Here is a 26,789-nt window from a genome sequence, read left to right as displayed (position 1 = left end):
AAGCGGCCGGTACAGGAATGACTGGCCTTGTCAGGCCAAGGGCCCCATGGGATCCTCCCCGGCCATAGTTTCCAGCGAGCCCACCCCATGCCCAACACCATCCGCATCGCCGCCGCCCTGCTGATCGACCCTCTGGGCCGTACCCTGCTGGTACGCAAGCGTGGCACCGAGGCCTTCATGCAGCCCGGTGGCAAGATCGATGCCGGTGAAACGCCGGTGCAGGCTCTGGTGCGCGAGTTGCACGAGGAACTGGGCCTGCACATCGACCCGGCCCAGGTCGTGCACCTGGGCCAGTTCAGCGCGCCAGCCGCCAACGAGCCAGGTTTTGAAGTGCAGGCCGAACTGTTCCGTGTCGACAGCGCCGCAGCCGTGGTTCCGGCTGCAGAAATCGAGGAGGTGGTGTGGCTGGCCGCCGATCAGGCGCCCGTCATGCCACTGGCGCCCCTGACCCGCGACCTGATCCTGCCGCTGTACCGTCAGGTACTCAACGCACCGCGCTGACGCCATCGAGGGTGGCGAACGAGGTGTCCTTGGCCGTCAGCAAGAAGTCGCGCATGTACGGCGCATCGAGCATGTCGGTGCGCACGGCGGCATAAAGCGTGGCAAACAGGCCTTTTTCGCCCAGGCGCTTGCCCTTCACATAGCCGCGCGAACTGTACTCGTGCAGCGCCCAATGCGGCATGCCGCACACCCCACGGCCGCTGGCCACCAGCTGCATCATCATTACCGTCAGCTCCGAGGTACGCACGGCGGCTGGCTCGATATCGGCCGGTTCCAGGAAGCGGGTGAAGATGTCCAGGCGGTCGCGTTCCACCGGGTAGGTGATCAACGTCTGGTCGAGCAGATCTTGCGGCACCATGTATGGCTTGCTCGCCAGCGGGTGCTGGTTGGCCACCGCCAGCATCGCCTCGTAGGTGAACAGCGGCACATAAGTGATGCCTGCCAGGTCCACCGGGTCGGAGGTCACCACCAGGTCAAGATCGCCGCGCGCCAGGGCCGGCAACGGGGCAAAGGCGAAACCGGAGGCCAGGTCCAGCTCCACTTCCGGCCAAGCATCGCGGAACTGGTCGATGGTCGGCATCAGCCACTGGAAGCAGCTGTGGCATTCGATGGCCATGTGCAGGCGCCCGGCAGTGCCACCGGCCAGCCGCGCGATGTCACGCTCGGCGCCGCGCAGCAGCGGCAGGGTGGCATCGGCCAGTTGCAGCAGGCGCAGCCCGGCGCTGGTGAAGCGAATCGGCTTGGTCTTGCGTACGAAAATGGGCAGGCCCAGGCGCTCTTCCAGCTCCTTGAACTGGTGCGACAGTGCCGACTGGGTCAGGTGCAGGCGCTCGGCGGCCTCCACCAGGCTGTCGGCTTCGCGCAGGGCATGAAGGGTTTTCAGGTGACGGATCTCCAGCACAGCTGACTCCGGGGTGTGGATTTGAGGAAACAGGGAATGAGTTGAGTTTCTCTCATGTTGCTGCGCCTGTCGACTGGGCGATCGGCCGCACCGTCTGGCGGGCGTCATGAAACTGTCACCGAACTGTGGCAGCGCGCCCGAACAGAATTCATCAGACTCGCGCTTTACTGGGGATCTGCATTCTGGTGTTTCTTTCATGCGGGCTTTTTGGCTTTTTCTTTTCTTCCTGTTCAGCGTACCTGCGAGTTTCGCCGAACAGCGTTGTGATGCACATGTAGCGGTGCAGCGTGCCGAACTGGGCGCGGTCAGCCTGGTGTACCAGAGCGTCGGTTCACCGCGTGATCCGGCCTTGCTGCTGGTCATGGGCCTGGGCGGGCAGTTGATTCATTGGCCGGACGATGTGGTCGAGGCATTGTGCCGCCAGGGCTTTCGGGTGATTCGCTATGACAATCGCGATGTCGGCCTGTCACGCTGGAACCAGATGCCACCTTCGGCCAACCTGACGGTCGAGTTGTTGCGCTACAAGCTGGGCTTGCCGGTGGCGGCGCCCTACACGCTGACGGATATGGCAGATGACGGCCTGCGCCTGATGGACGCCTTGGGTGTGCACCAGTTTCATGTACTGGGCGTGAGCATGGGCGGCATGATTGCCCAGCACCTGGCGGCGATGGCGCCCGAGCGTGTGCGCAGCCTGACGTTGGTCATGTCCAGTTCAGGGGCGGCGGGGCTGCCGGCACCGGATCCGGCGCTGGTGCAACTGCTGGCCCGGCGCAGCGCGCCGAACCGCGAGGTGGCCATCGAGCAGCAGGCCGACCTGCTGGCGGCCCTGGGCAGCCCCGAGGTACGGGATGACCGCGCGGTGTTGCTGCACCAGGCTGCCGTGGCTTACGACCGGGCGTTCAATCCTGACGGGGCCAAGCGCCAGATCATGGCGATTCTGGCCGAGCCGAGTCGCGTCGAGTTGCTCAACCAGCTGCGGGTGCCGACCCTGGTGGTACACGGCACAGCCGACCCGTTATTGCCGGTGATGCACGGCGTACACCTGGCGGCGCATATCCAGGGCAGCCAGTTGCGCCTGATACCGGGCTTGGCGCACCGCTTCCAGGAACCCTTCAAGGCGCCGCTGCTGGGGGCGGTGTTGCCCTACCTGCAGGCGCACCGGCAGGATGTCACGCACATCGCCGGGTTGTGAACCAAAGGCAGGTTGCAGGCTCAGTGCAGCCGCACCCACACGGTCACCAGCACGGTAGCGGCCATCAGCCAGGCCACCGTGGCCAACGCCAGCGATGCTTCCAGGCGTAGGCGATCGACCAGCACATACAGGGTCGCCAGGTACACGAAGTACGGAATGATCGACCACATGCCAAAGGCAATGGTGGTCTTCAGGTCGGCAATGCTGCGCCCCTTGCCGACGATGTAATGGGCGATCAGGGCGAAGGTGGGGAACAGCGGCACCAGCCCGGCGATGTAGTAGTTGCGCGTTTTCGACAGCACCGCCAGCAGTAGCACCACACCAGCGCCCAGGGCAGCTTTGAATACCAGGTCCACGTTGTCTTTCCAGTTTGGGTTGAACTCAGCCGAGGCCGTATTTTTTCACTTTGTCGAATAGCGTGGTCTTGGCCATGCCCAGCTCTTGGCTGGCCTGGCTCAGGTTGCCGCCGGTGCGTTGCAGCGCATCGCTGAGCAGGTTGCGTTCGAATGCTTCCACCGCCTCGGCAAAGCCCAGGCCTTGGCTGGCACCACCACTGGGGCCTTTCTTGAACGCTGGCAGGCCGAGGGCGTAGCGTTCGGCCACGTTGCGCAACTCGCGCACGTTGCCCGGCCAGTCATGGGCCATCAGACGCGATAGTGTCTGGCTGTCCAGTGTCGGTGTTTCCCGGTCGAAGCGCAGGGCCGACTGCTGCAGGAAGTGTTCGAACAATTGCAGGATGTCCTCACGGCGTTCACGCAGCGGAGGCAGTTCGAGGGTTACCACGTTCAGCCGGTAGTACAGGTCGCTGCGGAACTGGCCACTCTGGCCCAGGGTATCGAGGTCGGCTTTGGTCGCCGCGATCACCCGGCAGTCCACCGGGATGCTCTGGTTCGAGCCCAGTCGCTCCAGGGTGCGCTCCTGCAGCACGCGCAGCAGCTTGATCTGCAGGTTGATCGGCATGCTTTCCACTTCATCGAGGAACAGCGTACCGCCATTGGCATGTTCGATCTTGCCGATGCGGCGTTTGCCGGCACCGGTGAAGGCGTTGGCCTCGTGGCCGAAAATCTCGCTTTCGAACAGGTTTTCCGGCAGGCCGCCACAGTTCAGCGCCACGAACGGCTGACCCTGGCGGCGGCTGAAGTCGTGCAGGCAACGCGCGACCAGCTCTTTGCCGGTGCCGGTTTCACCTTCGATCAGTACGTTGGCTGAAGTATCGGCAACGTTGGCGATCAATTCGCGCAAGTGCTCCATGGCCGGCGAGCGGCCAATGATGCGCCCCTCCAGGCTGCTCTGTTCGGCCAGTTGGCGGCGCAGGGCCACTACTTCGCGCGACAGCCCACGTTGCTCCAATGCGCGGCGCACCACGTCGACCAGCCGCTCGGGGGAGAACGGTTTTTCCATGAAGTCGTAGGCACCGTTGCGCATGGCGCCGACGGCCATGTCGATATCGCCATGGCCGGTAATCAGCACCACCGGCAGGCTGCGGTCACGGGCCTTGAGGCGATTGAGCAACTCCAGGCCATCGATGCCCGGCAGGCGGATATCGCTGACGACAATGCCGGCGAAATCGTCGCCGATGCGCTCCAGTGCCTGTTCGGCGCTGCCCACGCCTTCGCAGGCGATGTCCTCGAGGGCCAGTGCCTGTTGGCAGCCGAGCAGCACATGCGGGTCGTCTTCGACGATCAGGACGGTAAGTGGCGCTTGGTTCATGGATGCTCTGCCGATTCGCTAGGGGGAGAAACCAGGGGCAGGGCCAGGACGAAGGCCGTGCCGCCGGTGGCGGGGTGCTCGACGTTCAGGCTGCCCTTGGCGGCGGCGGCAAGGCTCGCCGACAGGGTCAGGCCCAGGCCCAGGCCATGTTCGCCCGGTTTGGTGGTGAAGAAAGGTTCGAACAGGTGCTTGCGCGCCTCGGCGTCGATACCGTGGCCGTTGTCGCGCACCTGCAAACGGTACTTGTCGCCTTGCAGCTCGCCTTCGAGCCACAGCTCGGGGAGCGGTTGCGCGGCCATGGCATCGAGGGCGTTGCCGATCAGGTTGACCAGAATCTGCTCCAGGCGAGTTTGGTCGATGGCCAGTTGCTGGTCCTCGAACTGGTGGTGCAGTTGCAGGTGGCAGGCGCTGATGCGGTTGGCCAGCACCTGCAAGGTAGCCTCCACCGCCTTGGCCAGTGAAGCCTGGCCGCTGTCGTCGCCGCGCCGGGCGAACGAGCGCAGGCTGGCGGTGATGCGGCCCATGCGGTCGATCAGGTCGTTCATGGTGCGCAGGTTGGCACTGGCGGTTTCCAGCGCCCCGCGTTCGAGGAAGCGCACGGTATTGCCAGACAAGGTGCGCAGCGCCGCCAGTGGCTGATTCAGCTCGTGGGCAATGCTGGTGGACATTTGCCCGATGGCGGCCAGTTTGCCTGCCTGCACCAGCTCATCCTGGGCGTGGCGCAAGGTCTGCTCGGCATGCCGGCGCTCGCGAATCTGCCCTTTCAGGCGTTCGTTGCTGGCGCGCAGGTCGGCGGTGCGCTCGGCAATTCGCCGCTCCAGTTGGCTGTTGGCTTCTTCCAGCGCCTCGCGGGCTGCCAGGCGGGTGGCGATCACTTTGCGCCGCTCGTTCCAGGCGATGCCGAGGATCGCCAGCAAGGCGAAGGCCACGCCCACCAGTATGCCCTGCACCATGGACTCGCGACGCAGGTCTTGCAGCGGGGTCAGCAGGGTGAAATGCCAGGGCGTGTCGGCCAGCCGCCGGGTCTGTGCCAGGTAGGCGACTTCGTGCGGCTTGCCCTGGGCGGTTTCGCTATTGGCCGGGAAGGTCAGTTTTTCCACGCCATCGGCCAGGGTTTCCCGGGCCAGTGGCTGCAACTCGTTCAGCGGCCACCAGTAGTACTGCAGGCTGCGCGCCAGCCGTTCCTTGATTTGCGGGGTCAGCGGGCGCACCGATTTCAAGCGCCGGGCTGGGTCGCTGGAGAGGATGATGATGCCGTTCTCGTCGCTGACGAACGCCTCCAGGCGGGCACGTTGCCAGCGTTCTTCGAGGGTGTCCAGGCGCACCTTGATCACTGCCACGCCAATGATCTTGCCGTGTTCTTCCAGGCCATGGGCCAGATAGTAGCCGGCTTCGCCAGTGGTACTGCCGATGCCGTAGAAGCGCCCTGGCTCGCCGCGCACAGCGGTCTGGAAGTAGGCGCGGAATGACAGGTCTTCACCCAGGAACGAGTCGGCATCACGCCAGTTGCTGGTCGCCTGTACCCGGCCGTTGGTGTCGAGGACGAAGATGGCCCGGCTGCGGCTGCGCCGGTTCAGGCCCTCAAGGTATTCGTTGACCGTCTGGCGCGAGCCGCCATCCGGGTCGGTGAGCAGGTGCGAGACACTGTCTTCCAGCTCCAGCAGGCTCGGCAGGTAGGTGTACTTGCTGATCTCGCTTTCGACCGTGCGCGCGTGCAGCTCCAATTGGCGTTCGCCGTTTTCGCTGAGCGTGCGGATGCCGTTGTTTTCGCTTATCAGGTAGCCGGCCAGGCCCAGGCCGACCATCAGCAGGATGATCAGGGGCGGCAACAGCAATTGACGAATCAGGCGGGAATTCACGGCAGGCTTGGCAGGGAGCAGTAGCGAGGGGTCGCATTTCATCACAGTGGCCTTGTCACGACCAGCATCCGCTGCCCGGTGGGTCCCGTGGCAGCGGACGCTGTGGCCGAATCAGTGCTGCAGGATCTTGCTGAGGAAGTGCTGGGTGCGCTGGTCGCGGGCGCTTTGGTCACCGAAGAACTCTTCCTTGGTGCAGTCTTCGATGATGCTGCCCTTGTCCATGAAGATGACCCGGTTGGCGACCTTGCGGGCAAAGCCCATCTCGTGGGTCACGCACATCATGGTCATGCCTTCGTGGGCCAGTTGCACCATCACGTCCAATACCTCGCTGACCATCTCCGGGTCCAGTGCCGAGGTGGGTTCGTCGAACAGCATGACGATCGGGTCCATGGCCAGGGCGCGGGCGATTGCAACGCGCTGCTGCTGGCCGCCGGAGAGCTGGCCTGGGTGCTTCTTGGCATGGGCGCTGAGGCCTACACGGTCGAGCAGGGCCAGGCCCTTCTTGGTGGCTTCAGCCTCGCTGCGGCCCAGGACCTTGCGCTGGGCGATGGTCAGGTTTTCGGTGATGGTCAGGTGCGGGAACAGCTCGAAGTGCTGGAACACCATGCCAACGCGCGAGCGCAGCTTGGGCAGGTTGGTCTTCGGGTCGGCGATCGAGGTGCCATCGACCACGATATCGCCCTTCTGGAACGGCTCCAGCGCGTTGACGCACTTGATCAAGGTGGACTTGCCCGAGCCCGACGGGCCGCAGACCACCACCACTTCACCTTTCTTGACCTCGGTGCTGCAGTCGGTCAGTACCTGGAAGTCGCCGTACCACTTGTTGACGTTCTTGATGGAAATCATACGGTGATCCTTTTTTGCAGGCGCTTGACCAGCCACGAAGCGGAGAAGCTGATGATGAAGTAGACGACGCCGGCGAAGATCAGGAACTCATGTGAGCGCCCGATGATGTCGCCGTTGGAACGTGCCGAGTTGAGGAAGTCCACCAGGCCCACGGTGTAGACCAGCGAGGTGTCCTGGAACAGGATGATGCTCTGCTGCAGCAGCAGTGGGGTCATCTTGCGGAACGCCTGGGGCAGGATGATCAGGCGCATGGTCTGCGCGTAGTTCATGCCCAGCGCTTGCGCGGCGCCCATCTGGCCCTTGGAGATCGACTGCACGCCGGCACGGACGATTTCGCAGAAGTACGCGGCCTCGAACATCATGAAAGCGACCACGCAGGAGGTGAACGCACCGACCGGCGTGTCTTCGCCGGTAATCCAGCGCAGCACGAACGGCACGGCCAGGTAGAACCAGGTGATCACCAGCAGCAGCGGGATCGAGCGGAAGTAGTTGACGTACGCACCTGCCAGACGTGACAGCAGTTTGCTCGAGGACAGGCGCATCAGTGCCAGGATGGTGCCCAGTGCGATACCGCCGACAACACCCATGACCATCAGCTGCAGGGTCATGACCATGCCGTCCCACAGGGCAGGCAGGGCAGGGATGATTTCGCTGAAATCCATATCCATTTACTTGCCCCCCACGGAGATCAGGCCGGGCACGGCGACTTTTTTCTCGACCATGCGCATGAGCAGCATCAGGCCCATGTTCAGGGTGAAGTAGATCAGCGTGGCCAAGGTGAACGCCTCGAACAGGTTGGCGGAGAATTCGGCGGTTTGCTTGGTCTGCGCCAGCAGTTCCATCAGGCCGATCAGCGACGCCACCGAGGAGTTCTTGAAGACGTTGAGAAACTCGGAGGTGAGCGGCGGAATGATGATGCGGTAAGCCTGCGGCAGCAGCACGTTGTTGTAGATCTGCGGGAGGCTGAAACCCATGGCGCGGGCAGCGGCTTCCTGGCCTTTGGGTAGCGCCTGAATACCGGTACGTACTTGCTCGCAGACACGGGCTGCGGTGAACAGGCCCAGGCAGATGACCACGCTGATCAGTGCCGAGGTGGTCGGGTTGAGGTCCTGCTTGAACCACTCCTGCAAGCCTTCGGGCAGCAAGTCCGGTACCAGGAAGTACCAGATGAACAGCTGCACCAGCAGTGGCACGTTGCGGAACAGTTCCACATAGGCGGTGGCGATGCCCGATACCAGGCGGTTCGGCACGGTACGCATGACACCGAGGACCGACCCCAGCAGCAGCGCGATGATCCAGGCGGTGATGGCGATGGCGATGGTCCAGCCCAGGCCGGTGATGTACCAGTCCAGATAGGTTTCGCTGCCCACGCCGGTGGACTTGAAGAACACGCCCCAGTCCCAGTTGTAATTCATCGGGATTTCCCCTCAGACGGTTGTTTCACGGGCACCTTCGAGCATCCAAGGGCGGCACGCGCCCTCGGATGAAAGGTTAGACACTAATGAGTGGCCTGCAGGATTGATTCGTGCGCTTGAGCACCAGGCCACTAATTGCTGAGGATCAGGACTTCTTCTCGTCCGCGGCCTTGTCGGTTGGCTCGGCGATCAGTTTTTTCAGCTCGTCGCTCATCTGGAACTGCAGGTTCAGGCCTTTTGGCGGGATCGGCTGCATGAACCACTTCTCGTAGCTCTTGTTGACTTCGCCCGACTTGAAGTAACCGACAATGGCGTCATCCACCGCTTTCTTGAAGGCTGCGTCTTCCTTGCGCACCATGCAGCCGTAGATTTCATACGACTGTGGGGTGCCGGTAATGACCCAGTCCGACGGTTTGCGCGCCTTGGCCATTTCGCCGGCGAGCAGGGCGTCGTCCATCATGAAGGCCACGGCGCGGCCGCTTTCGAGCATGTTGAAGGCTTCACCGTGGTCCTTGGCGGAAATCACGTTCATCTTCATCTGCTTGTCGGCGTTCATCGCCTTGAGGATGCGTTCGGAGGTGGTGCCGGCGGTGGTCACCACGTTTTTGCCAGCCAAGTCCGGGAAGTCTTTGTATGCAGGCTGACCGTCCTTGACCTTGGTCAACAGGCGGGTACCGACTTCGAAGATACCGACCGAGAAGCCGACTTGCTGCTGGCGCTCGACGTTGTTGGTGGTGGAGCCGCACTCGAGGTCGACGGTGCCATTCTGCACCAGTGGGATGCGGGTCTGGGAGGTGACCAGGTTGTACTTGACCTTGATGTCGGTCCCCAGTTGCTTCTTCAGGGCATCGACGACAGCCAGTTGGATGTCATGCGAATAACCCACGGGCTCGGGCTTGCCGGCCAGGTAGGAAAACGGGATGGAGGAGTCGCGGTGGCCCAGGGTGATGGTGCCCGAATCCTTGATCTTCTTCAGGGTGCCGGTCAGCTCCTCGGCCATGGCCGGCGAAGCGATCACAGCGGCCGCAATGGCGGCGCCCAGCAATTGACGAACGATACGCATCAAATTTTCCTCGACGTGTTTGTTTTTTTTATGGAGCCGTTGGCGGACTCTTTCGTTCAACGAATACAGAAAGAAGCGTTTGCACTCGGCTACCAAGTGTAGAGCATGAGTCGTGCCAAGCCCTGATTTCGATCATAACGTCCCGCAGAACCTGGCAATCAATAGTTTAGCGGTGGTCATGTAACAGAATTTGCGTCCGAATCCCCGAATGAATGGGTATGCAATCGTTCGGTAATCCGAACGAATCGACGGGGCGCAAGCTGCGTACTATTTAATTAACACCGGATGACGGCTTCTTTCAGCTTTCTTGTCTGCTTCTCAAAATAGAGAGGCAGTCCATGAGCGATTTCCCCAGGCACGACCTGCCACCCGACTCGGTAGAGGCACTGATCGCCAGGCAGTTGCCCGATTGGTTCAAGCAGGCGCCAGCCGATGCGCTGAAGGAGCTCAACCTTGCTTTGAGCCGCCAGCAGCAAAGTGTCGACCAGTTGGATCGGTTGTTGAGCGCTATTCCTTGCTTGGCCAAATTTGCCGCTCCGCGCCTCGAAGTGGCCTTGCACAAGGAGCACAACCGCCATATCGATGTGCGCTCGACGCAGCTGTGCACTGTGGAGCGCAGGTTCTATCCGAGCAGTTTCCCTATGCCACCTTCGGTACGGACGGTGCGCACGAACGCGGTGCCGTTGCTGGCTGCAGCGATGCACAATTTCGCTGAGGATGAAATCGTGGCCAGGCCGGTTGTCCGCCGGCAGGTGGAGTCGGCGTCAGGCGCCGTGATGCCCATTTCGTTCGTGTCGTTCGCCAAGCTCTGCCGTAAGTTGGACCTGGGCGGCCACTACCAAGGGTTGTTGCGAGAGCATCTGTTACCCGCTGACGAGGCGGGCGGCACGCCGGGCCATGCTCGGCGTGCTGTCGAGGTTGTGTTTGAAGAGGCGCAGCGCACGGCATTGGATGCGGCGGTGCGCATCGCTTTTTTGAAAGCAGACATCGATGAGCGCAGCTTCCTGCAGATGCTGAGGGTTGTCGCGCCCACGCCGATCGTACCAGCCGACACCACAGTGCTTACCTGCAGGCAACTGTTCTTGCTTGGCAAATGCATCCAGGGTGTGGTGGTGGTCGAGTGCCGTGAACATGGCGGTGGCGCCCCTTCGGGGCTGATCGTCTGGATACCGGGCGACGCTGCTCGACCCGTTCTTCAGCATGCTTCCTGGGCCGCGCTCTACCAGGATTTAGGGCTGCGCTTGCGCGAAACACGGTTTGCCAAGTTTTTCATGCGGTTCATTGGCGAGCGCGAGCGTATGGCTTTCAGCGCCGTGCTTGAACGCCTTCAGGCCCAGACCGCGAAAGGAGCCGCACTGGCACTCGACGGTCGTCATTTTCCTTTGGACAAACCGCTGTTCGCTCATCTGCGGGCCCAGCGCATTGACAAGATCTTCGACGATGCCAGGGTGTTGGCGGTGCCTACCGGAGACGAAGATGCCGCCGCTCGCCGCCGGCGGCTCGCCGGCTATGAAAATGCCGGCTTGACTCTGCTAGGCCTGGCCGGATTGTTCGTACCCGTACTGGGCGAGGTGATGTTGGGGATTGCTGCGCTTCAGATTGCCGACGAGGTCTACGAAGGCTATCAGGATTGGCAGCTCGGAGACCGTGAGGCTGCCTTGGGGCATGTGTTTGCGGTCGCGGAAAACCTGGCGGTGGGTGCGGCGGTGGGCGTCGCGGCGGCGCAGGTGCGAGCGTTGGTCCCAGTGATGCTCGATGGCGGGCAATTGAAACTCTGCTCCTCTGACATGGCGGCATACCGGGTGGAGCAACCTCCCGGCTTGTCCATGGCGCAAAGTGAGGGGCACCTGGGGCGTTCTCAAGTGCAGTTTCACGAAGGCACTATCAGATGGCGCGCTCGCAGGATGGCAAGGACTTGGTAATCCGTCACCCGAAGCGCGAGCAGGCATATCGACCGTTACTCGAACGCAACGGCAGCGGCGGCTGGCGCCATGCGCTGGAGCGGCCTCAGGAATGGACGGGAGAGCTGCAACTTCTACGTCGGCTGGCCGCGGACTTTTTTGACATGACAGCGGAACAGGCGACCGCCGTGTTGGATTGCACGGGCTTTGACGAGGCACAGCTTCGTCAACTGCATGTTGAGCACGCGCCAGCGCCTGCACGGTTGCGGGATGCATTCGATCGCCATCGGCTGCACACCCTGCATCCAGCCATTCAGGCAGATGCATTGGAGTTGCTGGTGGCTGCCGCCCAAGAGGCCGAGGAAGTGGAAGACGCATTGATGCGGCGTTCATTTCCGGGGCTTACCGTTCGCGGCGCGAAAGAGATACGCAAGCAGGTCGACAATCAAGTGCTCGAACGATTGCGTTCTACCGGGCGAGTTCCATTGGCCATGGCTGAGCGTATCCGCTGGTTCCTGCATGACAGCCGGTTGGATCGCGCCTGCGCCGGTTTTCGTCAACGACAGGCGGTCAATGGTGATACTGAAAAGCTGGCCATCGGTTTGGTCCATGAGCTCGCGCCCTGGCCAGAAGCGTTGCGCGTCGAGCTTCGCGTGGGCTCGGCACAGGGCACTTTGCTGGGACAAGCAGGTGCAGAGTCGGCAACAGAGGTGATGTGCATCGTGCGAGAAGAGCAGGCCTATCGCATCCATGACCTGACGGTTGATCCTCGCCCCGTAGCCGCACCTACCGACAGCCTGATGCACGCGCTTCTGTTGTGCATGAGTGACGAGCAGAAAGTCGTCCTCGGCGATCCACTGCTGAACGAACAGCAACTGGTCGAACGGCTGGCGGGGCACGCCCGTATGCACCGCGACCTCGCATCAAGGCTAATAGGCCAGGTGCCTATTTCCGGTGGTGTGCGTCCTCCTGTGCGGTTTGCCGATGGCCGGCTCGGCTACCCACTCAGTGGCCGGGCAGAAAGCCGTGGCCAAGCTGCCAGGCGCGGCATTTCGCAGATCTTTCCAACGCTCGACGACGCGCAACTGCAGCAGTACATGCTCAGCCTGGTTACCGAGCGGGTTGACCCGTGGTCACACTACCAAGCGCTGTTTCAGCAATGGCGTGCCTTGCGTGAGGCCCTGGCGGGTTGGCGAGCCGGGTATGCAAACATGCTGGACCTTCTAAGGCGCAGCCGGGTGAGCAACGCGATCCGGCGTTGCTGGCGCCGCAAGCTTAGACGCCGGGGGGATGGCAGTTATGCGCTGGAAATCAACGGCGAACGCGTGGGTAGCCTGCCTGAGCTGCCTGCGGGTATCAGCTTCGGGCATGTTACTCGCTTGGCGTTGCGTAACATGGATCTAGAGAGCATCGACGCTGACTTTTTACGGCGCTTCCCGCAGTTGAGGCAGCTTGATCTGCGCAATAACCGACTGGTATCGGTACCACCGGGTATAGAGCATTTGACCGAACTTCGCCTGTTGCGTCTGGATAACAACCAGATCGTGATGACCCCGGCGGACAGCCGACGCCTTAATGCGTTGCTCATTCTGGAAAGGATAGAGCTCAATTACAACCCGTTGGGCAATGCTCCGCAGGTAAGGCGGTTATTGAACGTGCGCCAGTTGGGGTTGCGAGCGGCAAATATTGAACAGTTGCCCGCAGGCATTGAGCAGTTGCCTTGGCGCGGTATCGCCGACTTGCGTGACAACCGTATTCGGCAAGTCAATCGCGACCTTGTGGGCCTGCGCGCCCGCTTGCAGCAAATGGCGCTGCACGATAATCCACTGGATGAAGCCAGTGAGGCATTGCTGGAGGAACAACCGGGGCCTTCGAGTGCTGCGCGGCACACGGTTCAACACAACCCTGCCTACCGTCATCATGGGGATCTGCAGGCCGAGCAGGCAGAGTGGCTCGTCGGCGCGACTGGCCCGTTGCGCACAGAGCGCGAGGCGTTGTGGAGCAACCTGCGCAGCGAGGTAGGCTCGAATGACTTCTTCAACTTTTTGCGTGATTTCGCACGCGGTCCGGATTATCGGAAATATCCCGCGTACTACCGGGCGAGGGCCTGGGGCATCATCGAGGCATGCGAGCAGAACAGCGAGTTGCGCGAGTTGTTGTTCGAGCAGGCAGGCGGGCGGGCCACCTGTGAGGACAGGCTGCTGTGGCTGTTCAGCCAGATGGAAACGCGTGTGCTGGTTCATCGACAGACGGCGGGCCTCGCCCAGGGGCAGAGTGAAGCAGCTTTGATGAGGCTTGGGCGTTCGCTGTATCGCTTGCAACAGGTGGACAGGATCGCCGCACGCAAACTGGTGTGGCTCAGGGAGGTGAACGCGAATCATCCGAGAAACCTGGAGCGAATCGATGACATCGAAACCTACCTGGCGTACCGGGTCAGGCTGGCCGGGCTTCTGCAGTTGCCAGCGCAACCGCTGCGTATGCACTATGAGCTGGATGCTTTCGTGACCGTGGAAGACATCAATATCGCCAGGGCTGAAGTGCTGTCTTTGGAGTCCACCGAGCAACTGGCGCAATCGTTGGCTGAACAGGAGTTCTGGCAGCATTACCTGCGGGAGAGATACGTTGAGCGATTCAGAGCCTTGGTAGATGCTCATCGCCAAACGTTGGAAACGTACGAATCACAAGTTGAGACCGGCGCGCTCGATGAGCAGACGTACCTGGACCGGTGCAATGAGTTGAAGCGGCTCCTGGAAACGCAAGAAAGCGCCCTTATCAAGCGTTTGACTGTAGAAGCCTATGCACGTTGGCCTCTGTAGCGCAAAGAGGCCTGACGCAGGGCAGCGCCTTTGGCGAAGCCCTGCGACTACGTGGTATCAGGCAGCCTGGACGCCCTGGCGATCGTTCAGGTATTGCTTCAAGGTTTGCTGCTCTGCTGCTGTGGTGAACAGGCCCAGCTTGGTACGCCGCCACAGAATATCGTCGGCCGTCAGCGCCCATTCTTCGTTGCGCAGGTAATCCACCTCGCGTGTGAACAAGCCACCGCCGATTGCCTGGCCGAGGTCCACCGGCCCTTGAACACCGTCCAGCAGTTGCCATGCGCGGCTGCCGTATGTGGTAGCCCAACGTTTGGCAATGTCCATGGGTAACCAGTGATGGCGTGCCAGCAACGCATCGACCAGCGCCTGTGCGTCGGTCATGTTCTCGCCGCCCGGTAGCGGGCTTTCAGCCGTCCAGCTGCCGCGCATCTCGGTGAAGAATGGCTTGAGCTCGCCCATTGCCGATTCTGCCAGCTTGCGATAGGTGGTGAGCTTGCCACCGAATACCGACAGTAACGGTGCCTGGCCATCGCCTGCGGACAGCGCAAGGGTGTAGTCGCGGGTCACGGCCGAAGGGTTGTCCGATTCGTCGTTGCACAGCGGGCGAACGCCGGAGTAAGTGTGCAGGATATCGGCACGGCTGATCTGATGGTTGAAATGCTGGTTCACCACCTTGAGCAGGTAATCCGTTTCTCCCTCGGTGATTTTCACTTGAGCAGGGTCGCCACTGTATTCGCGGTCGGTGGTGCCGATCAGGGTGAAACGTTCCAGATAGGGGATGCAAAAAACAATGCGCTGGTCTTCGTTCTGCAGGATGTAGGCATGTTCGCCCTCGTACAGGCGCGGAACGATGATGTGGCTGCCCTGGATCAGGCGAATGCCATAAGGCGCATCGAGCTTGAGGTCGTCCTTGATGAAGCTGGCGACCCATGGGCCGGCGGCGTTGACCAGGGCGCGGGCGCGAAGGGTCTGCAGGCTGCCGTCGGCGTGCTGCAGTTCAACCTGCCACAGGCCATCGACGCGCTCGGCGCGCAGGCAGCGGGTGCGCGTGTGGATGTGCGCACCGTGCTCACGGGCGGCCATGGCATTGAGCACCACCAGGCGGGCGTCATCCACGGCACAGTCGGCGTATTCGAAACCGCGGCTGATCGCTGGCTTGAGCGGGTATCCCGGGCCAAAGCGCAGGCTGCGCGAAGCGCCCAGGCGCTTGCGCTTGCCCAGGTGGTCATACAGGAACAGGCCAGCACGAATCATCCACGCAGGGCGCAGGTGCGGGCGATGTGGCAACACGAAGCGCATCGGCTTGACGATGTGCGGTGCCTTGGCCAGCAGTACTTCACGCTCGGCCAGTGCTTCGCGCACCAGGCGAAACTCGTAGTGTTCCAGGTAGCGCAGGCCACCGTGGATCAACTTGCTGCTGGCCGACGAGGTGTGCTGGGCCAGGTCGTCCTTTTCGCAGAGGAACACCTTGAGGCCGCGCCCAGCGGCGTCGGCAGCGATGCCCACGCCATTGATACCACCACCGATCACAGCGAGGTCATAGCAGTCGGCGAGTGGGGGCTGGGACGAAACGGGCTGGGACACGGGCAAGGCCTCCTGAGGCTGTTCACATCGAATATGAACATTTATGTTCGTTTCCGAAAATACTAACGCAACAGAAAGCCCGTCGCCAGTCAGTCTCTATAGAAAAAACTGATCAGATGACAATAAAGTGAACATTTACGAAAATTGCGGGCCGCTTGGCAGCCCGCTTCGGCTCAAACCACTTCGAGGCGGATCTTGTACTGGTTGAGCAACTGAGTGAGGGCGGGGGTTGGCGCCTGGTCGGTCACCAGGCAATCGACCAGGCTGATCGAACCCAGGCGCACCATGGCGTTGCGCCCGAACTTGCTGGAGTCGGCGGCAAGGATCACTTGCCTGGCATTGGCGATGATCGCCTGGGATACCCGCACTTCCTGATAGTCGAAATCGAGTAGGCTGCCATCTTCGTCGATGCCACTGATGCCCACCAGGGCGAAGTCGACCTTGAACTGGTTGATGAAGTCGACGCTGGCCTGGCCAACCACGCCACCATCACGGCGCACCGTGCCACCCGCCACCAGCACTTCGAAATCGTCCTTGGCGGCCAGAATTGCAGCCACATGCAGGTTGTTGGTGATGACTTTCAGGTGGTTGTGGTTGAGCAGTGCCCGGGCAATCGATTCGGTGGTGGTACCGATGTTGATGAACAGCGAGGCGTGGTCGGGAATCTGCCGAGCCACGGCATCGGCTATGCGCTGCTTTTCGTCGCGCATCTGGTCGGCACGCATGGCGTAGGCAGTGTTCTCGATGCTCGAGTCGTAGGCCGCGCCACCGTGGTAGCGACGTAGCAGATTGAGCTCGGCCAGCTGGTTGATATCGCGGCGAATGGTTTGCGGTGTCACGACGAACAGCTGCGCCATTTCTTCGATACTGACGTAACCGCGATCGCGCACCAGTTCGAGGATTTGTTGTTGGCGAGGGGGCAGATTCATGGGCGGTCCTTTGGGGCAGCCGGACAAATTCTGCAATAATGCCGTAGGAAGGGGATGACGGCCAGTAGACGATTGGGGCCGCGTGGCGGCCCCAACAAGCGTTATGCCTCGTGGTCTTCCCAGTCACGGGTTCGCTCGACCGCCTTCTTCCAGCCGGCATACAGCTTCTCTTTCTGCGTTTCGTCCAGCTGCGGGCTGAACTCGCGCTCGATGATCGCCTTGTCGCGCAGCTCGTCCAGGCCGCTCCAGAAGCCACAGGCCAGGCCCGCCAGGTAGGCGGCGCCCAGCGCCGTGGTTTCGCGCATCTGTGGCCGTTCCACGCAGGTGCCGAGGATGTCTGCCTGGAACTGCATGAGGAAGTTGTTGGCCACCGCACCGCCGTCCACGCGCAGCTCGGACAGGTGCTGGCCGCAGTCCTGCTGCATGGCGTCGAGCACGTCGCGGGTCTGGTAGGCGATCGATTCCAGCGCGGCGCGGATGATGTGGTCCACCTTCACGCCGCGAGTCAGGCCGAACAGTGCACCACGGGCATACGGGTCCCAGTACGGGGCACCCAGGCCGGTGAAGGCTGGCACCAGGTAGACGCCGTTGCTGTCCTTGACCTTGCTGGCGAAGTACTCGGTATCCAAGGCGTCGTTGACGATCTTCAGTTCGTCACGCAGCCATTGCACGGTGGAACCACCGTTGAATACCGCGCCTTCCAGCGCATAGGCCACTTCACCGCGTGGGCCGCAGGCAATGGTGGTGAGCAGGCCATGGGACGACTTCACCGCCTGGTCGCCGGTGTTCATCAGCAGGAAGCAGCCGGTGCCGTAGGTATTCTTGGCCTGGCCTGGCTCCACGCACATCTGGCCGAACAGTGCCGACTGCTGGTCTCCGGCGATACCGGCGATGGCGATGCCGCTCTTGGTGTGGCCGTACACTTCCGAGGACGGGCGCACCTCGGGCAGCATCTGCCGCGGGATGCCCAGGATTTCCAGCAGTTTGTCGTCCCACTGCAGGCTGTGGATGTTGAACATCAGCGTGCGCGAGGCGTTGGTATAGTCGGTGACGTGCACCTTGCCACCCGAAAACTTCCAGATCAACCAGGTGTCGATGGTGCCGAACAACAGTTCGCCACGCTCGGCGCGTTCACGGGCGCCTTCGACATTGTCGAGGATCCACTTCAGCTTGGTACCGGAGAAGTACGGGTCGGTGACCAGGCCGGTGGTTTCACGAATGTACGCTTCATGGCCGTCACGCTTGAGCTGGGCACAGATCTCGGTGCTGCGGCGGCACTGCCAGACAATGGCGTTGTACACCGGGCGCCCGGTTTCCTTGTCCCATACCACGGTGGTTTCGCGCTGGTTGGTAATGCCCAGCGCGGCGACCTGGGCGTGGCTGATACCAGCCTGGGCCAAGGCCTCGACCATGGTCGCGCTCTGTGTGGCGAAGATCTCCATCGGGTCGTGCTCGACCCAGCCCGCCTGCGGGTAGTGCTGGGCGAACTCGCGCTGGGAGGTGCCCACCACGTTGGCATCACGGTCGAAGATAATCGCCCGCGAACTGGTGGTGCCCTGGTCCAGGGCGATGATGTAGTGCTTGTCCTGGGTGTCTGTCATGGTCGTAGGCCTTGCAAAAAAGGGTTCAGGGCTGGGCGTGATGCCGGCATCAATTGACTTGAGTATCGCCCTGGCGATTGTCATTTGTCTCAGGGTTCGCGGCAGGCGACATTGGCAAGTTGCGGGCAATCAGGCCGCGATACGTCGCGGCACCCAGGCAGGCGCCAAGGATCGGTGCGAACACCGGAACCAGGAAATACGGAATGTCCCGTCCGCCAGTGAAGGCGATTTCGCCCCAACCGGCCAGGAAGGTCATGAGTTTTGGCCCGAAATCGCGGGCCGGGTTCATCGCGAAGCCGGTCAATGGGCCCATGGCGCTCCCGATCACCGCAATCAACAGGCCGATCAGCAGCGGCGCCATGGCTCCGCGCGGCAGGCCGTTGTTGTCGTCGGTCAGGGCCATGATCACGGCCATCAAAATGGCCGTGATCACCACTTCGACCGCAAATGCCTGGCCGGTGGACAGGGACGGGTGCGGGTAGGTGGAGAACACCGAGGCCAGCTCCAGGCTGGCTTCACTGCCGCGCAGCATGGCGTGGGCTTGTTCGAAATCGAAGAACAGGTTGCTGTACAGCGTGTACACCAGCGCCGCGCCACAGAAGGCGCCGCACACCTGGGCCAGCATGTAGAAGGGCAGCTTGCGCTTGTCGAACCCGGCGAACAGGGTGAGGGCGATGCTCACCGCCGGGTTCAGGTGCGCACCTGAAATACCGGCACTGAAGTAGATGGCCATGCTCACGCCTACGCCCCAGATGATGCTGATTTCCCACAGCCCGAAGCTGGCGCCCGCGACCTTGAGCGCGGCGACGCAGCCGGTGCCAAAGAAGATGAGCAGGGCAGTGCCCAGGAACTCGGCCAGGCATTGGCTGGACAACGTGGGTTGGCGTAGAGCAGTCGTCATGTATGACCTCGTTTTTTTTGTTGTGAGGCGCGTGGCGCTCGACAGCAAAGCCCGGTGTCTATCCCCATTGACCCCGGGCAGATGTAGGAATGCACCTTAAAAGTGCAGTGTTTATTCAGAAACGAAAAAATATAGACAAGAAACGCTGATGTCAAAGGTCGAAAGTGAACGACCAGTCACGATATGGTCGCTAAAATCCGCTTCGAATCCCCGTAGTAGAGGCGCGCGATTGTGGTGCGCTGGCTGGGATGTGGGATTTGTCCTAAAGTAGCCGCCGAGCCGTCCCAGACCGGAGCCCTTGCATGACCCCCGCCCTAGACCTGTTGAAGAAGCACCGCGCCGAGCACCGTGTGCACAGTTATGAACATGACCCCAAGTCGGCGTCGTATGGCCTGGAGGCGGCGGAAAAGCTCGGGCTCGACCCGCAACAGGTGTTCAAGACCTTGCTGGCTAGCAGCGAGAAAGGGGAGTTGCTGGTAGCGGTCGTGCCTGTGGTAGGTACCTTGGACCTCAAGGCCTTGGCCCATGCTGCCGGGGTGAAGAAGTGCGAGATGGCGGACCCTGCGGCGGCGCAACGGGCCACGGGTTACCTGGTAGGCGGTATCAGCCCGCTGGGGCAGAAGAAACGGCTGCGTACGTTCATTGACGAATCAGCGCAGAACTTCGCAACCATCCATGTCAGTGCTGGACGGCGTGGGTTGGAAGTGGAGTTGGCGGCGGCGGTGCTGGCCGAGCATACCCAGGGCAAATTTGCCGGCATCGGTCGGGGCTGAGATTTCTGGGCCGCAAGGCGGCCCCGAGATTTCGAATCAGGTCGCCGAACTGTACCGACGAACGCCATTCTCTTGCCGCGGCAATTGCGCCGCCACACTGCCCGGCACCGGGAACAGCACCAGGTGATCGGCCTTCACCGCAATCCCCACATCTTCGCCGACCTGATGGTCGTTATGGCTAGGGAAGATAGCCTCCAGCTGGCTGCCGGTAGGCAGTTGCAGGCGGTACAGGGTCGATGCCCCCAGGAAGCTCTTGCCGACGATGTTCGCCTGCAGTGAACTGCCGGGTGCATGCACGATATCGTCGGGCCGCAGCAGCACATCCACCGAGCTGCCTGGTGCCATGATGTAGGCACGGTTGCCGCGCAGTTCACCCAGCTCGGTATTGACGGCCTCATGGCTGCTCATCTGCCCACGGATGAAATACCCCTGCCCAATGAAGCTGGCCACGAACGGCGTTTGCGGTTCGTGGTAAAGGTTGTAGGGCGTGTCCCACTGTTCCAGGCGGCCCTCCTTGAACACGCCAACCTGATCGCTGACGGCAAAGGCTTCTTCCTGGTCATGGGTAACCAGGATGGCGCTGGTACCGCGGCTTTTGAGAATGTCGCGAACCTCATGGCTCAGGCGCCGGCGCAATTCCACGTCGAGGTTGGAGAACGGCTCGTCCAGCAACAACAACTGGGGTTCAGGCGCCAGCGCACGGGCCAGGGCGACCCGCTGCTGCTGGCCACCAGAAAGCTCATGCGGGTAACGCCCGCCCAGGCCGCCCAGCTTGACCAGTTCCAGCATCTCTTCGATGACGGCGGCTTGGCGTGGGTGCTTGGCGATGCCGAAGGCAATGTTCTGCGCCACGGTCAGGTGCGGGAACAGCGCATAGTCCTGAAACACCATGCCGATGCGACGCTTTTCCGGGGCCAGGGTGAAGCCTGCACGGGAAATGACTTCGCCGGCCAGCTGGATCTCGCCGTCGTGCACCGGTTCGAAACCGGCAATCGCGCGCAGCGTGGTGGTTTTCCCGCAACCGGACGAACCGAGCAGGCAACCAATGTCGCCTGCGTTCAGGTGCAGGTTGAGATTCTGGACGATGCGCTGATCGCCATAACCGCAGGCGAGGTTGCGCAGGTTGAGCAGTAGGGGTTGACTCATGCGTGGTGGTAAGCCGGTTCTACAAGGAATTCGAGAAGCGCCTTCTGTGCATGCAGGCGGTTTTCAGCCTCGCCCCAGGCGACCGACCGTGGGTCGTCGAGCAGGTCCTGGCTGATTTCCTCGCCACGGTGGGCGGGTAGGCAGTGCATGAAGAGGACATCGGGTGCCGCCAGGTCGAGCAGTTCGCGAGTGACCTGGTAAGGCGCGAAATGCGCCAGGCGCCGTGCAGTTTCCTCCTCCTGACCCATGGAAGTCCAGACATCGGTGACCACAAGGTGTGCATCGCGCACGGCTTGCTTGACATCACGGATGATCTGCACGCGGTCACCGCCCAGCGCCATGAAGCGTTGATCCGGCTCGTAGCCTTCGGGGCAGGCGATGCGCAGCTGGAAATCGAACTGCCTGGCGGCTTCGATATAGGAGTTGCACATGTTGAAGCCATCGCCGATCCAGGTCACGGTCTTGCCCTGGATCGAGCCGCGGTGCTCGAGGAAGGTCTGCATGTCGGCCAGCAACTGGCACGGGTGCGACTCGTCGGACAGGCCATTGATCACCGGCACGCGCGATTTGGCAGCGAACTCGGTCAGCGTGCTGTGGGCGTGGGTACGGATCATCACCACGTCAAGCATGCTCGACAGCACGATGGCACTGTCGCCGATCGGCTCGCCACGGCCCAGCTGGGTGTCGCGCGGGGACAGGAAGATGGCCTGACCGCCAAGCTGGATCATTCCGGCTTCGAACGACACGCGGGTGCGGGTGGAGGACTTCTCGAAGATCATGCCCAGTACGCGGTTCTTCAGCGGCTCGAACAACACGCCTCGTTTGCGCAAGTCCTTCAGCTCGATGCCGCGGCGGATCACCCCGAGCAATTCGTCGGTGGTGAAGTCCAGCAGGGAGAGAAAGTGCCTAGCGCTCATGATTGACTACCTTATCTGCAACGGTATGCAGGTCGACCGTATGGTTTTTTTTGACAACGGGAGTGACCTGCGGCGTAAGCCGCACGGGGCGGACGAAATAGGGAAAGGCGCAATACTATAAGTAAATGTCGCCTGAAGCCAAGGGGGGAAACAGTGGCCTGATTGCAAAGGGTGTTGCAAAGGGTGTCTTTACCCGTTGGCCCGTGCTGTTTTTTATTTGCTACACCAAGGTTGTACACGGCTTGCTGGCAATTTGGCAAATGGCTGTCGCAAATCGTGCGCCTGATGTCGGTGGATTCACGCGGCGAAGCGCACTGGCTGTGGGCTGGGGGTGAGCGCATAGTCACTGCTGGACAACAACAAGGCAGAGGCGGCCATGACCAAGACCCTGCATCACCGTGCCTGTCACCTGTGCGAAGCGATCTGCGGATTGAACATCGAAGTCAGTCACGAAGACGATGGGCGGGCGTTTATCAGCTCCATCAAGGGCGACCCGCTGGACCCGTTCAGCCGTGGCCATGTCTGCCCCAAGGCTGTGGCGTTGCAGGACATTCAGAATGATCCGGATCGCCTGCGCCAGCCACACAAGCGAGTAGGCGAGCATTGGCAGCCGATTGGCTGGGACGAAGCGTTCGCACTGGCTGCCGAGAAATTGTGGGCGGTTCAGCAAGCCCATGGGCGCAATGCCGTGGCGGTCTACCAGGGCAACCCGAGCGTGCACAACTACGGCTTGATGACCCACAGCAACTACTTCTTGGGCCTGCTCAAGACCCGTAACCGTTTCTCAGCCACGTCAGTGGACCAGTTGCCGCAACACCTGGTCAGCCACCTGATGTATGGCCATGGTCTGCTGCTGCCGATCCCGGACATCGACCATACCGACTTCATGCTGATTCTTGGCGGCAACCCGCTGGCCTCCAATGGCAGCATCATGACCGTGCCGGACGTGGAAAAGCGTCTGAAGGCCCTGCGGGCGCGTGGTGGGCGGCTGGTGGTGATTGACCCACGGCGTAGCGAAACGGCGGCAATGGCTGACACTCATCTGTTCATTCGCCCCGGTGGCGATGCAGCCCTGTTGTGCGGCTTGCTGAACACCCTGTTCGAAGAAGGCCTGGCGCGGGGGTCGCACTTACCGGTCAGCGGCCTGCAGCAGGTGCGCGAGGCCATTGCGCCGTTCAGTGCCGAGGCCGTGAGCGCCCACTGTGGTATTGCCGCAGCCGACATACGCCAGCTGGCAGGCGACCTCGCCGCTGCCGGGCGGGCAGTGTGCTACGGCCGTATGGGCGTCTCGACCCAAGCCTTCGGCACGCTCTGCCACTGGCTGGTGCAACTGATCAACCTGGTGACCGGCAACCTCGACCGCACAGGCGGCGCGTTGTGTACGGAGCCTGCCGTCGACCTGGTGGCGACCACCTCGGGTGGTCATTTCAATGCCTGGCAGAGCCGTGTGTCGGGCTTGCCCGAGTACGGCGGTGAATTGCCCGTGGCGGCCTTGGCCGAGGAAATACGCACGCCTGGCGAAGGGCAGGTGCGCGCATTAGTGACAGTTGCCGGTAACCCCGTGTTGTCGACGCCTAACGGCCGCCAGCTGGATGCGGCACTGGATGGCCTGGAGTTCATGCTCAGCATCGATCTCTACATCAATGAGACCACCCGCCATGCCGATCTGATCCTGCCCTCCACCTCGGCGCTGGAAAACGACCATTACGACAGCACCTTCAACCTGCTGGCCGTGCGTAACGTCACCCGCTTCAACCGGGCGATCCTGCCCAAGCCGGAGGGGGCGCTGCATGATTGGGAGATCTTCGTCGGCCTGGCGCAGGCGTTTGCCAGGCGTGCCGAACTGGAGGTGAAACCCACCTGGGCGCCTGCGCAGATGATCGATCTGGCCCTGCGCAAAGGGCGCTATGGTGAAGCAACGCCTTGGCAGCTCTCTCTGGAAACACTGGGCAACCATCCGCATGGGCTTGACCTTGGGCCGTTGCGCAGCAACCTTGCTGTACGCCTGGCGACTGCCAGCAAAACTGTCGAAGCGGCGCCCCAGGTGTTGCTGGATGACTTGCACCGCCTGGCGCAAATGACGCCACCTGTGCCGGGCGAACTGCTGCTGATCGGGCGTCGCCATGTGCGCAGCAACAACTCGTGGATGCACAACTTCCATCGCCTGGTGAAGGGCAAGCCACGCCATCAGTTGTTGATGCACCCGCAAGACCTGCAGCAGCGCCAGCTGCAGGACGGCCAGCGGGTGCGTATCCGCTCGCGAACGGGTGAACTTGAAGTGGAGGTGCAGGCCTGCGAGGACATGATGCCCGGGGTCGTCAGCTTGCCCCATGGCTATGGCCATGGCCGTCAGGGCGTGCACATGCAAATCGCCCAGGCGCAACCGGGCGTGAGTGCCAATGACCTGACCGATGAGCGCTTTCGCGATCAGGTTTCCGGCAACGCTGCCCTCAATGGCGTGCCCGTGCAAGTAGAGGCCGCGTAAGCAACGGCAAGGCCGAGCACGCTGCTCGGCTTTCCGATACAATGCGTCACCGTGCCGACGACCGCGTCGGAAAGTTCAGCTGAGGTGCTAGATGGATATCATCGATACGATCAAAGAGCAGATTGCCAACAACACCATTCTGCTTTACATGAAAGGCTCGCCGAATGCCCCGCAGTGCGGGTTCTCGGCCAAGGCATCGCAGGCTGTGATGGGTTGTGGCGAAAAGTTCGCCTACGTCGACATCCTGCAGAACCCGGAAATCCGCGCCAACCTGCCAAAATACGCTAACTGGCCGACGTTCCCGCAGCTGTGGGTAGCCGGCGAGCTGGTTGGCGGTAGCGACATCATGCTGGAAATGTTCGAAAAGGGTGAGCTGCAAACCCTGATCAAGGAAGCGGCTGCCAAGGCCAAGGCTGCTGAAGCCTGATCTTCCGGCAAGCATAAAAAAACCCGCTGATCGCGGGTTTTTTTATGCGGCGAATAATTACTCTTCGCCCATCTGCGACTGCAGGTAGTTTTCGATACTGATCTTGTCGATCAACCCCAGCTGGGTTTCCAGCCAGTCGATGTGTTCTTCCTCGGACTCGAGGATGTCTTCGAGCATGTCACGCGAGCCGAAGTCACCGGCGGTTTCGCAATGAGCGATGGCTGCTTTCAGGTCGGCCAGGCCTTTCTTCTCCAGCTTCAGGTCGCACTCGAGCATTTCCTTGGTGTGCTCGCCAATCATCAGCTTGCCCAGGTCCTGAACGTTCGGGATGCCTTCGAGGAACAGAATACGCTTGATCAGTTTGTCAGCGTGCTTCATCTCGTCGATGGATTCCTTGTACTCGTGCTTGCCGAGTTTGTTCAGGCCCCAATCTTCGTACATGCGTGCGTGCAGGAAGTACTGGTTGATCGCGACCAGCTCGTTTCCGAGGATCTTGTTGAGATGCTGGATGACGCTTACGTCGCCTTTCATTTCGGGTTCCTGCCCTGTAGAAGTGTGCCAATACACTGAAGTTTGAGCCCGATACTTAGGAGTGTCAAACCTAAGTTGTTGAATAATAAGTGAAAATTAATAGGAATAAGAATGTTTGTGAACCGCGTTGGAACGCTAACTTATTGAATTTTGGGCATAAAAAAACCGGACACAGGGTCCGGTTCTTCAAATTCTGGGCGTTCAGGCTGCGGTAAATTCTACAGGGTAGGGCAGGGATGCCTGGCTGACCTGAAGCTCGGTCAGGGTCTCGCGGACCACCTGTTTGGCCAGGCAGGCGCATTTGCCACACTGGCTGGCGACATTGGTCGCGGCTCGCACTTCCTTGTAACTGCAGCATCCTTCATAGATCGCATCGCGGATCTGTCCGTCGGTAACGCCGACACAAAGACACACATACATAAGGGCTGACCATCGCGGGTTGAGTCGATGGGTGGAGCTTAATGTTAATGAGAATGCTTGTCAAAGGACTTTCTGGAAGGGCCGTGCTTGAGCGACCGGCGGTTGCTTTGTCGATGGAGTCGGCCTGTCATCAGAAGCCGTGTATGATGGTCGGCCTTTGTTGGATGTCGGGCAGGCCCGTCTGGCCCGGCAAACGGTTTTTCACCCTCATCAGGAGATTACAATGAGCGTACTCGTTGGTAAGAAAGCCCCCGATTTCACCGTTCCGGCCGTGCTGGGCAATGGCGAGATCGTCGACAGCTTCAACCTGGCCTCGGCCATCAAGGGCAAGTACGGCCTGGTGTTCTTCTACCCGCTGGACTTCACCTTCGTCTGCCCGTCCGAGCTGATCGCTCTGGACAACCGTATCCCAGACTTCCAGGCGCGCAATGTGGAAGTGATCGGCGTTTCGATCGACTCGCACTTCACTCACAACGCCTGGCGTAACACCCCGGTCAACAACGGCGGCATCGGTCAGGTCAAATACACCCTGGCTGCCGACATGACCCACGAAATCTGCAAAGCCTACGACGTTGAGTCCGAAGGCGGTGTGGCCTTCCGTGGCGCCTTCCTGATCGACACCAACGGTGTTGTCCGCTCGCAGATCATCAACGACCTGCCACTGGGCCGTAACATGGACGAGCTGCTGCGTCTGGTCGACGCTCTGCAATTCCACGAAGAGCACGGCGAAGTTTGCCCTGCCAACTGGAAAAAAGGCGACAAAGGCATGAACGCTTCGCCAGAAGGCGTTGCTGCCTACCTGAGCGAGAACGCTGGCAAGCTGTAATTGCCACTCGCATAAAAAAACCGGCCTTCGTGGCCGGTTTTTTTA

At 61.4% G+C, this 26,789-nt stretch carries 24 protein-coding genes; 8 read left to right on the top strand and 16 right to left on the bottom strand.

Features of this window, described 5'->3' with window-relative positions; genetic code table 11:
• The first annotated feature begins 87 nt into the window (after positions 1 to 87).
• Positions 88 to 501, top strand: a complete 414-nt coding sequence (locus tag ACNQP3_RS23170; RefSeq protein ID WP_012273905.1) for an NUDIX hydrolase — start codon at positions 88 to 90, stop codon at positions 499 to 501.
• On the opposite strand, the gene metR is transcribed toward ACNQP3_RS23170, so the two are convergent.
• Positions 485 to 1,402, bottom strand: coding sequence for a transcriptional regulator MetR (gene metR / locus ACNQP3_RS23165; RefSeq protein ID WP_012273904.1), 918 nt, complete (start codon positions 1,400 to 1,402; stop codon positions 485 to 487). The genes ACNQP3_RS23170 and metR overlap by 17 nt on opposite strands.
• 196 nt (positions 1,403 to 1,598) lie before the next feature.
• Between metR and ACNQP3_RS23160 the strand changes: the two genes are divergently transcribed.
• Complete coding sequence (locus tag ACNQP3_RS23160; protein WP_012273903.1) at positions 1,599 to 2,594, top strand: alpha/beta fold hydrolase; 996 nt, start codon at positions 1,599 to 1,601, stop codon at positions 2,592 to 2,594.
• A gap of 20 nt (positions 2,595 to 2,614) precedes the next feature.
• Here the strand turns inward: ACNQP3_RS23160 and ACNQP3_RS23155 are convergent, their stop codons facing one another.
• From ACNQP3_RS23155 to ACNQP3_RS23125, 7 genes are all read right to left on the bottom strand, one after another.
• Complete coding sequence (locus tag ACNQP3_RS23155; RefSeq protein WP_012273902.1) at positions 2,615 to 2,950, bottom strand: GlpM family protein; 336 nt, start codon at positions 2,948 to 2,950, stop codon at positions 2,615 to 2,617.
• A gap of 25 nt (positions 2,951 to 2,975) precedes the next feature.
• A complete protein-coding gene (locus tag ACNQP3_RS23150) occupies positions 2,976 to 4,304 on the bottom strand; it encodes a sigma-54-dependent transcriptional regulator (RefSeq protein ID WP_012273901.1) in 1,329 nt (442 codons plus the stop codon).
• Positions 4,301 to 6,205, bottom strand: a complete 1,905-nt coding sequence (locus ACNQP3_RS23145; RefSeq protein ID WP_012273900.1) for a sensor histidine kinase — start codon at positions 6,203 to 6,205, stop codon at positions 4,301 to 4,303. Before ACNQP3_RS23145 ends, ACNQP3_RS23150 begins: the two co-directional genes overlap by 4 nt.
• Before the next feature lie 69 nt (positions 6,206 to 6,274).
• Complete coding sequence (locus ACNQP3_RS23140; protein WP_012273899.1) at positions 6,275 to 7,009, bottom strand: amino acid ABC transporter ATP-binding protein; 735 nt, start codon at positions 7,007 to 7,009, stop codon at positions 6,275 to 6,277.
• Positions 7,006 to 7,677 (bottom strand): amino acid ABC transporter permease, encoded by a 672-nt coding sequence (locus tag ACNQP3_RS23135; protein WP_012273898.1) that lies wholly within the window; start codon positions 7,675 to 7,677, stop codon positions 7,006 to 7,008. Before ACNQP3_RS23135 ends, ACNQP3_RS23140 begins: the two co-directional genes overlap by 4 nt.
• Positions 7,678 to 8,424: an amino acid ABC transporter permease gene (locus tag ACNQP3_RS23130; RefSeq protein WP_012051388.1), complete on the bottom strand. Its 747-nt coding sequence runs from the start codon at positions 8,422 to 8,424 to the stop codon at positions 7,678 to 7,680. It abuts the gene before it with no gap.
• Between the two features lie 145 nt (positions 8,425 to 8,569).
• Positions 8,570 to 9,487, bottom strand: coding sequence for a glutamate/aspartate ABC transporter substrate-binding protein (locus ACNQP3_RS23125; RefSeq protein WP_012273897.1), 918 nt, complete (start codon positions 9,485 to 9,487; stop codon positions 8,570 to 8,572).
• Positions 9,488 to 9,825: 338 nt separating this feature from the next.
• Between ACNQP3_RS23125 and ACNQP3_RS23120 the strand changes: the two genes are divergently transcribed.
• Complete coding sequence (locus tag ACNQP3_RS23120; RefSeq protein ID WP_264316497.1) at positions 9,826 to 11,409, top strand: dermonecrotic toxin domain-containing protein; 1,584 nt, start codon at positions 9,826 to 9,828, stop codon at positions 11,407 to 11,409.
• Positions 11,376 to 14,204 carry an NEL-type E3 ubiquitin ligase domain-containing protein gene (locus tag ACNQP3_RS23115; protein ID WP_264316496.1) on the top strand — a complete coding sequence of 943 codons (2,829 nt, stop codon included), beginning with the start codon at positions 11,376 to 11,378 and terminating at the stop codon, positions 14,202 to 14,204. The genes ACNQP3_RS23120 and ACNQP3_RS23115 overlap by 34 nt, the downstream gene beginning before the upstream one ends.
• A gap of 57 nt (positions 14,205 to 14,261) precedes the next feature.
• Here the strand turns inward: ACNQP3_RS23115 and glpD are convergent, their stop codons facing one another.
• The 4 genes from glpD to ACNQP3_RS23095 form a co-directional block, all read right to left on the bottom strand.
• Positions 14,262 to 15,788, bottom strand: coding sequence for a glycerol-3-phosphate dehydrogenase (gene glpD / locus ACNQP3_RS23110; protein ID WP_012273895.1), 1,527 nt, complete (start codon positions 15,786 to 15,788; stop codon positions 14,262 to 14,264).
• A 173-nt stretch (positions 15,789 to 15,961) separates the two neighbouring features.
• A complete protein-coding gene (glpR, locus tag ACNQP3_RS23105) occupies positions 15,962 to 16,717 on the bottom strand; it encodes a DNA-binding transcriptional repressor GlpR (protein WP_012273894.1) in 756 nt (251 codons plus the stop codon).
• 101 nt (positions 16,718 to 16,818) lie between these two features.
• A complete protein-coding gene (glpK, locus tag ACNQP3_RS23100; protein ID WP_012273893.1) occupies positions 16,819 to 18,318 on the bottom strand; it encodes a glycerol kinase GlpK in 1,500 nt (499 codons plus the stop codon).
• Between the two features lie 49 nt (positions 18,319 to 18,367).
• Positions 18,368 to 19,219 (bottom strand): MIP/aquaporin family protein, encoded by an 852-nt coding sequence (locus ACNQP3_RS23095; RefSeq protein WP_012273892.1) that lies wholly within the window; start codon positions 19,217 to 19,219, stop codon positions 18,368 to 18,370.
• A gap of 302 nt (positions 19,220 to 19,521) precedes the next feature.
• Between ACNQP3_RS23095 and ybaK the strand changes: the two genes are divergently transcribed.
• The gene (gene ybaK, locus ACNQP3_RS23090; RefSeq protein WP_012273891.1) at positions 19,522 to 19,992 is read left to right on the top strand and encodes a Cys-tRNA(Pro) deacylase; all 471 of its coding nucleotides are present in this window, start codon (positions 19,522 to 19,524) and stop codon (positions 19,990 to 19,992) included.
• Positions 19,993 to 20,028: 36 nt separating this feature from the next.
• Here ybaK and ACNQP3_RS23085 read toward each other — a convergent pair whose 3' ends face one another.
• Both ACNQP3_RS23085 and argF read right to left on the bottom strand, forming a co-directional pair.
• A complete protein-coding gene (locus ACNQP3_RS23085; protein ID WP_012273890.1) occupies positions 20,029 to 21,138 on the bottom strand; it encodes an ABC transporter ATP-binding protein in 1,110 nt (369 codons plus the stop codon).
• Positions 21,135 to 22,055: an ornithine carbamoyltransferase gene (argF, locus tag ACNQP3_RS23080; RefSeq protein WP_264316495.1), complete on the bottom strand. Its 921-nt coding sequence runs from the start codon at positions 22,053 to 22,055 to the stop codon at positions 21,135 to 21,137. Before argF ends, ACNQP3_RS23085 begins: the two co-directional genes overlap by 4 nt.
• A gap of 376 nt (positions 22,056 to 22,431) precedes the next feature.
• On the opposite strand from argF, the gene ACNQP3_RS23075 reads away from it, so the two are divergent.
• On the top strand, positions 22,432 to 24,540 hold the full coding sequence (locus tag ACNQP3_RS23075) for a molybdopterin-dependent oxidoreductase (protein WP_264316494.1): 2,109 nt from the start codon (positions 22,432 to 22,434) through the stop codon (positions 24,538 to 24,540).
• A gap of 91 nt (positions 24,541 to 24,631) precedes the next feature.
• Positions 24,632 to 24,967 carry a Grx4 family monothiol glutaredoxin gene (gene grxD / locus ACNQP3_RS23070; RefSeq protein WP_012273887.1) on the top strand — a complete coding sequence of 112 codons (336 nt, stop codon included), beginning with the start codon at positions 24,632 to 24,634 and terminating at the stop codon, positions 24,965 to 24,967.
• Positions 24,968 to 25,024: 57 nt separating this feature from the next.
• Here the strand turns inward: grxD and bfr are convergent, their stop codons facing one another.
• Together bfr and ACNQP3_RS23060 are read right to left on the bottom strand one after the other, a co-directional pair.
• Complete coding sequence (gene bfr, locus ACNQP3_RS23065) at positions 25,025 to 25,498, bottom strand: bacterioferritin (protein WP_012273886.1); 474 nt, start codon at positions 25,496 to 25,498, stop codon at positions 25,025 to 25,027.
• A gap of 201 nt (positions 25,499 to 25,699) precedes the next feature.
• The gene (locus tag ACNQP3_RS23060; RefSeq protein WP_012273885.1) at positions 25,700 to 25,918 is read right to left on the bottom strand and encodes a bacterioferritin-associated ferredoxin; all 219 of its coding nucleotides are present in this window, start codon (positions 25,916 to 25,918) and stop codon (positions 25,700 to 25,702) included.
• A gap of 223 nt (positions 25,919 to 26,141) precedes the next feature.
• Between ACNQP3_RS23060 and ACNQP3_RS23055 the strand changes: the two genes are divergently transcribed.
• Positions 26,142 to 26,744 (top strand): peroxiredoxin, encoded by a 603-nt coding sequence (locus ACNQP3_RS23055; RefSeq protein WP_012273884.1) that lies wholly within the window; start codon positions 26,142 to 26,144, stop codon positions 26,742 to 26,744.
• The last annotated feature ends 45 nt before the right edge of the window (positions 26,745 to 26,789 follow it).

The sequence above is a fragment of the Pseudomonas sp. LFS074 genome, assembly GCF_047978165.1.
Lineage (GTDB): Bacteria > Pseudomonadota > Gammaproteobacteria > Pseudomonadales > Pseudomonadaceae > Aquipseudomonas > Aquipseudomonas putida_P.
The sequence above is the reverse complement of the archived record's forward strand: the minus strand, read 5'-3'. Positions and strand labels throughout refer to the sequence as shown.

Excerpts from the sequence above, each read along its gene's own strand:
- ACNQP3_RS23170 (WP_012273905.1), top strand. The coding sequence starts at position 88 with ATGCCCAACACCATCCGCATCGCCGCCGCCCTGCTGATCGACCCTCTG.
- ACNQP3_RS23085 (WP_012273890.1), bottom strand. The coding sequence starts at position 21,138 with ATGAGTCAACCCCTACTGCTCAACCTGCGCAACCTCGCCTGCGGTTAT.
- ybaK (WP_012273891.1), top strand. The coding sequence starts at position 19,522 with ATGACCCCCGCCCTAGACCTGTTGAAGAAGCACCGCGCCGAGCACCGT.
- ACNQP3_RS23060 (WP_012273885.1), bottom strand. The coding sequence starts at position 25,918 with ATGTATGTGTGTCTTTGTGTCGGCGTTACCGACGGACAGATCCGCGAT.
- bfr (WP_012273886.1), bottom strand. The coding sequence starts at position 25,498 with ATGAAAGGCGACGTAAGCGTCATCCAGCATCTCAACAAGATCCTCGGA.
- ACNQP3_RS23075 (WP_264316494.1), top strand. The coding sequence starts at position 22,432 with ATGACCAAGACCCTGCATCACCGTGCCTGTCACCTGTGCGAAGCGATC.
- ACNQP3_RS23135 (WP_012273898.1), bottom strand. The coding sequence starts at position 7,677 with ATGGATATGGATTTCAGCGAAATCATCCCTGCCCTGCCTGCCCTGTGG.
- glpK (WP_012273893.1), bottom strand. The coding sequence starts at position 18,318 with ATGACAGACACCCAGGACAAGCACTACATCATCGCCCTGGACCAGGGC.
- glpR (WP_012273894.1), bottom strand. The coding sequence starts at position 16,717 with ATGAATCTGCCCCCTCGCCAACAACAAATCCTCGAACTGGTGCGCGAT.
- ACNQP3_RS23095 (WP_012273892.1), bottom strand. The coding sequence starts at position 19,219 with ATGACGACTGCTCTACGCCAACCCACGTTGTCCAGCCAATGCCTGGCC.
- ACNQP3_RS23125 (WP_012273897.1), bottom strand. The coding sequence starts at position 9,487 with ATGCGTATCGTTCGTCAATTGCTGGGCGCCGCCATTGCGGCCGCTGTG.
- ACNQP3_RS23115 (WP_264316496.1), top strand. The coding sequence starts at position 11,376 with ATGGCGCGCTCGCAGGATGGCAAGGACTTGGTAATCCGTCACCCGAAG.
- argF (WP_264316495.1), bottom strand. The coding sequence starts at position 22,055 with ATGAGCGCTAGGCACTTTCTCTCCCTGCTGGACTTCACCACCGACGAA.
- ACNQP3_RS23145 (WP_012273900.1), bottom strand. The coding sequence starts at position 6,205 with ATGAAATGCGACCCCTCGCTACTGCTCCCTGCCAAGCCTGCCGTGAAT.
- grxD (WP_012273887.1), top strand. The coding sequence starts at position 24,632 with ATGGATATCATCGATACGATCAAAGAGCAGATTGCCAACAACACCATT.
- ACNQP3_RS23055 (WP_012273884.1), top strand. The coding sequence starts at position 26,142 with ATGAGCGTACTCGTTGGTAAGAAAGCCCCCGATTTCACCGTTCCGGCC.
- ACNQP3_RS23130 (WP_012051388.1), bottom strand. The coding sequence starts at position 8,424 with ATGAATTACAACTGGGACTGGGGCGTGTTCTTCAAGTCCACCGGCGTG.
- ACNQP3_RS23140 (WP_012273899.1), bottom strand. The coding sequence starts at position 7,009 with ATGATTTCCATCAAGAACGTCAACAAGTGGTACGGCGACTTCCAGGTA.
- ACNQP3_RS23160 (WP_012273903.1), top strand. The coding sequence starts at position 1,599 with ATGCGGGCTTTTTGGCTTTTTCTTTTCTTCCTGTTCAGCGTACCTGCG.
- ACNQP3_RS23120 (WP_264316497.1), top strand. The coding sequence starts at position 9,826 with ATGAGCGATTTCCCCAGGCACGACCTGCCACCCGACTCGGTAGAGGCA.
- ACNQP3_RS23150 (WP_012273901.1), bottom strand. The coding sequence starts at position 4,304 with ATGAACCAAGCGCCACTTACCGTCCTGATCGTCGAAGACGACCCGCAT.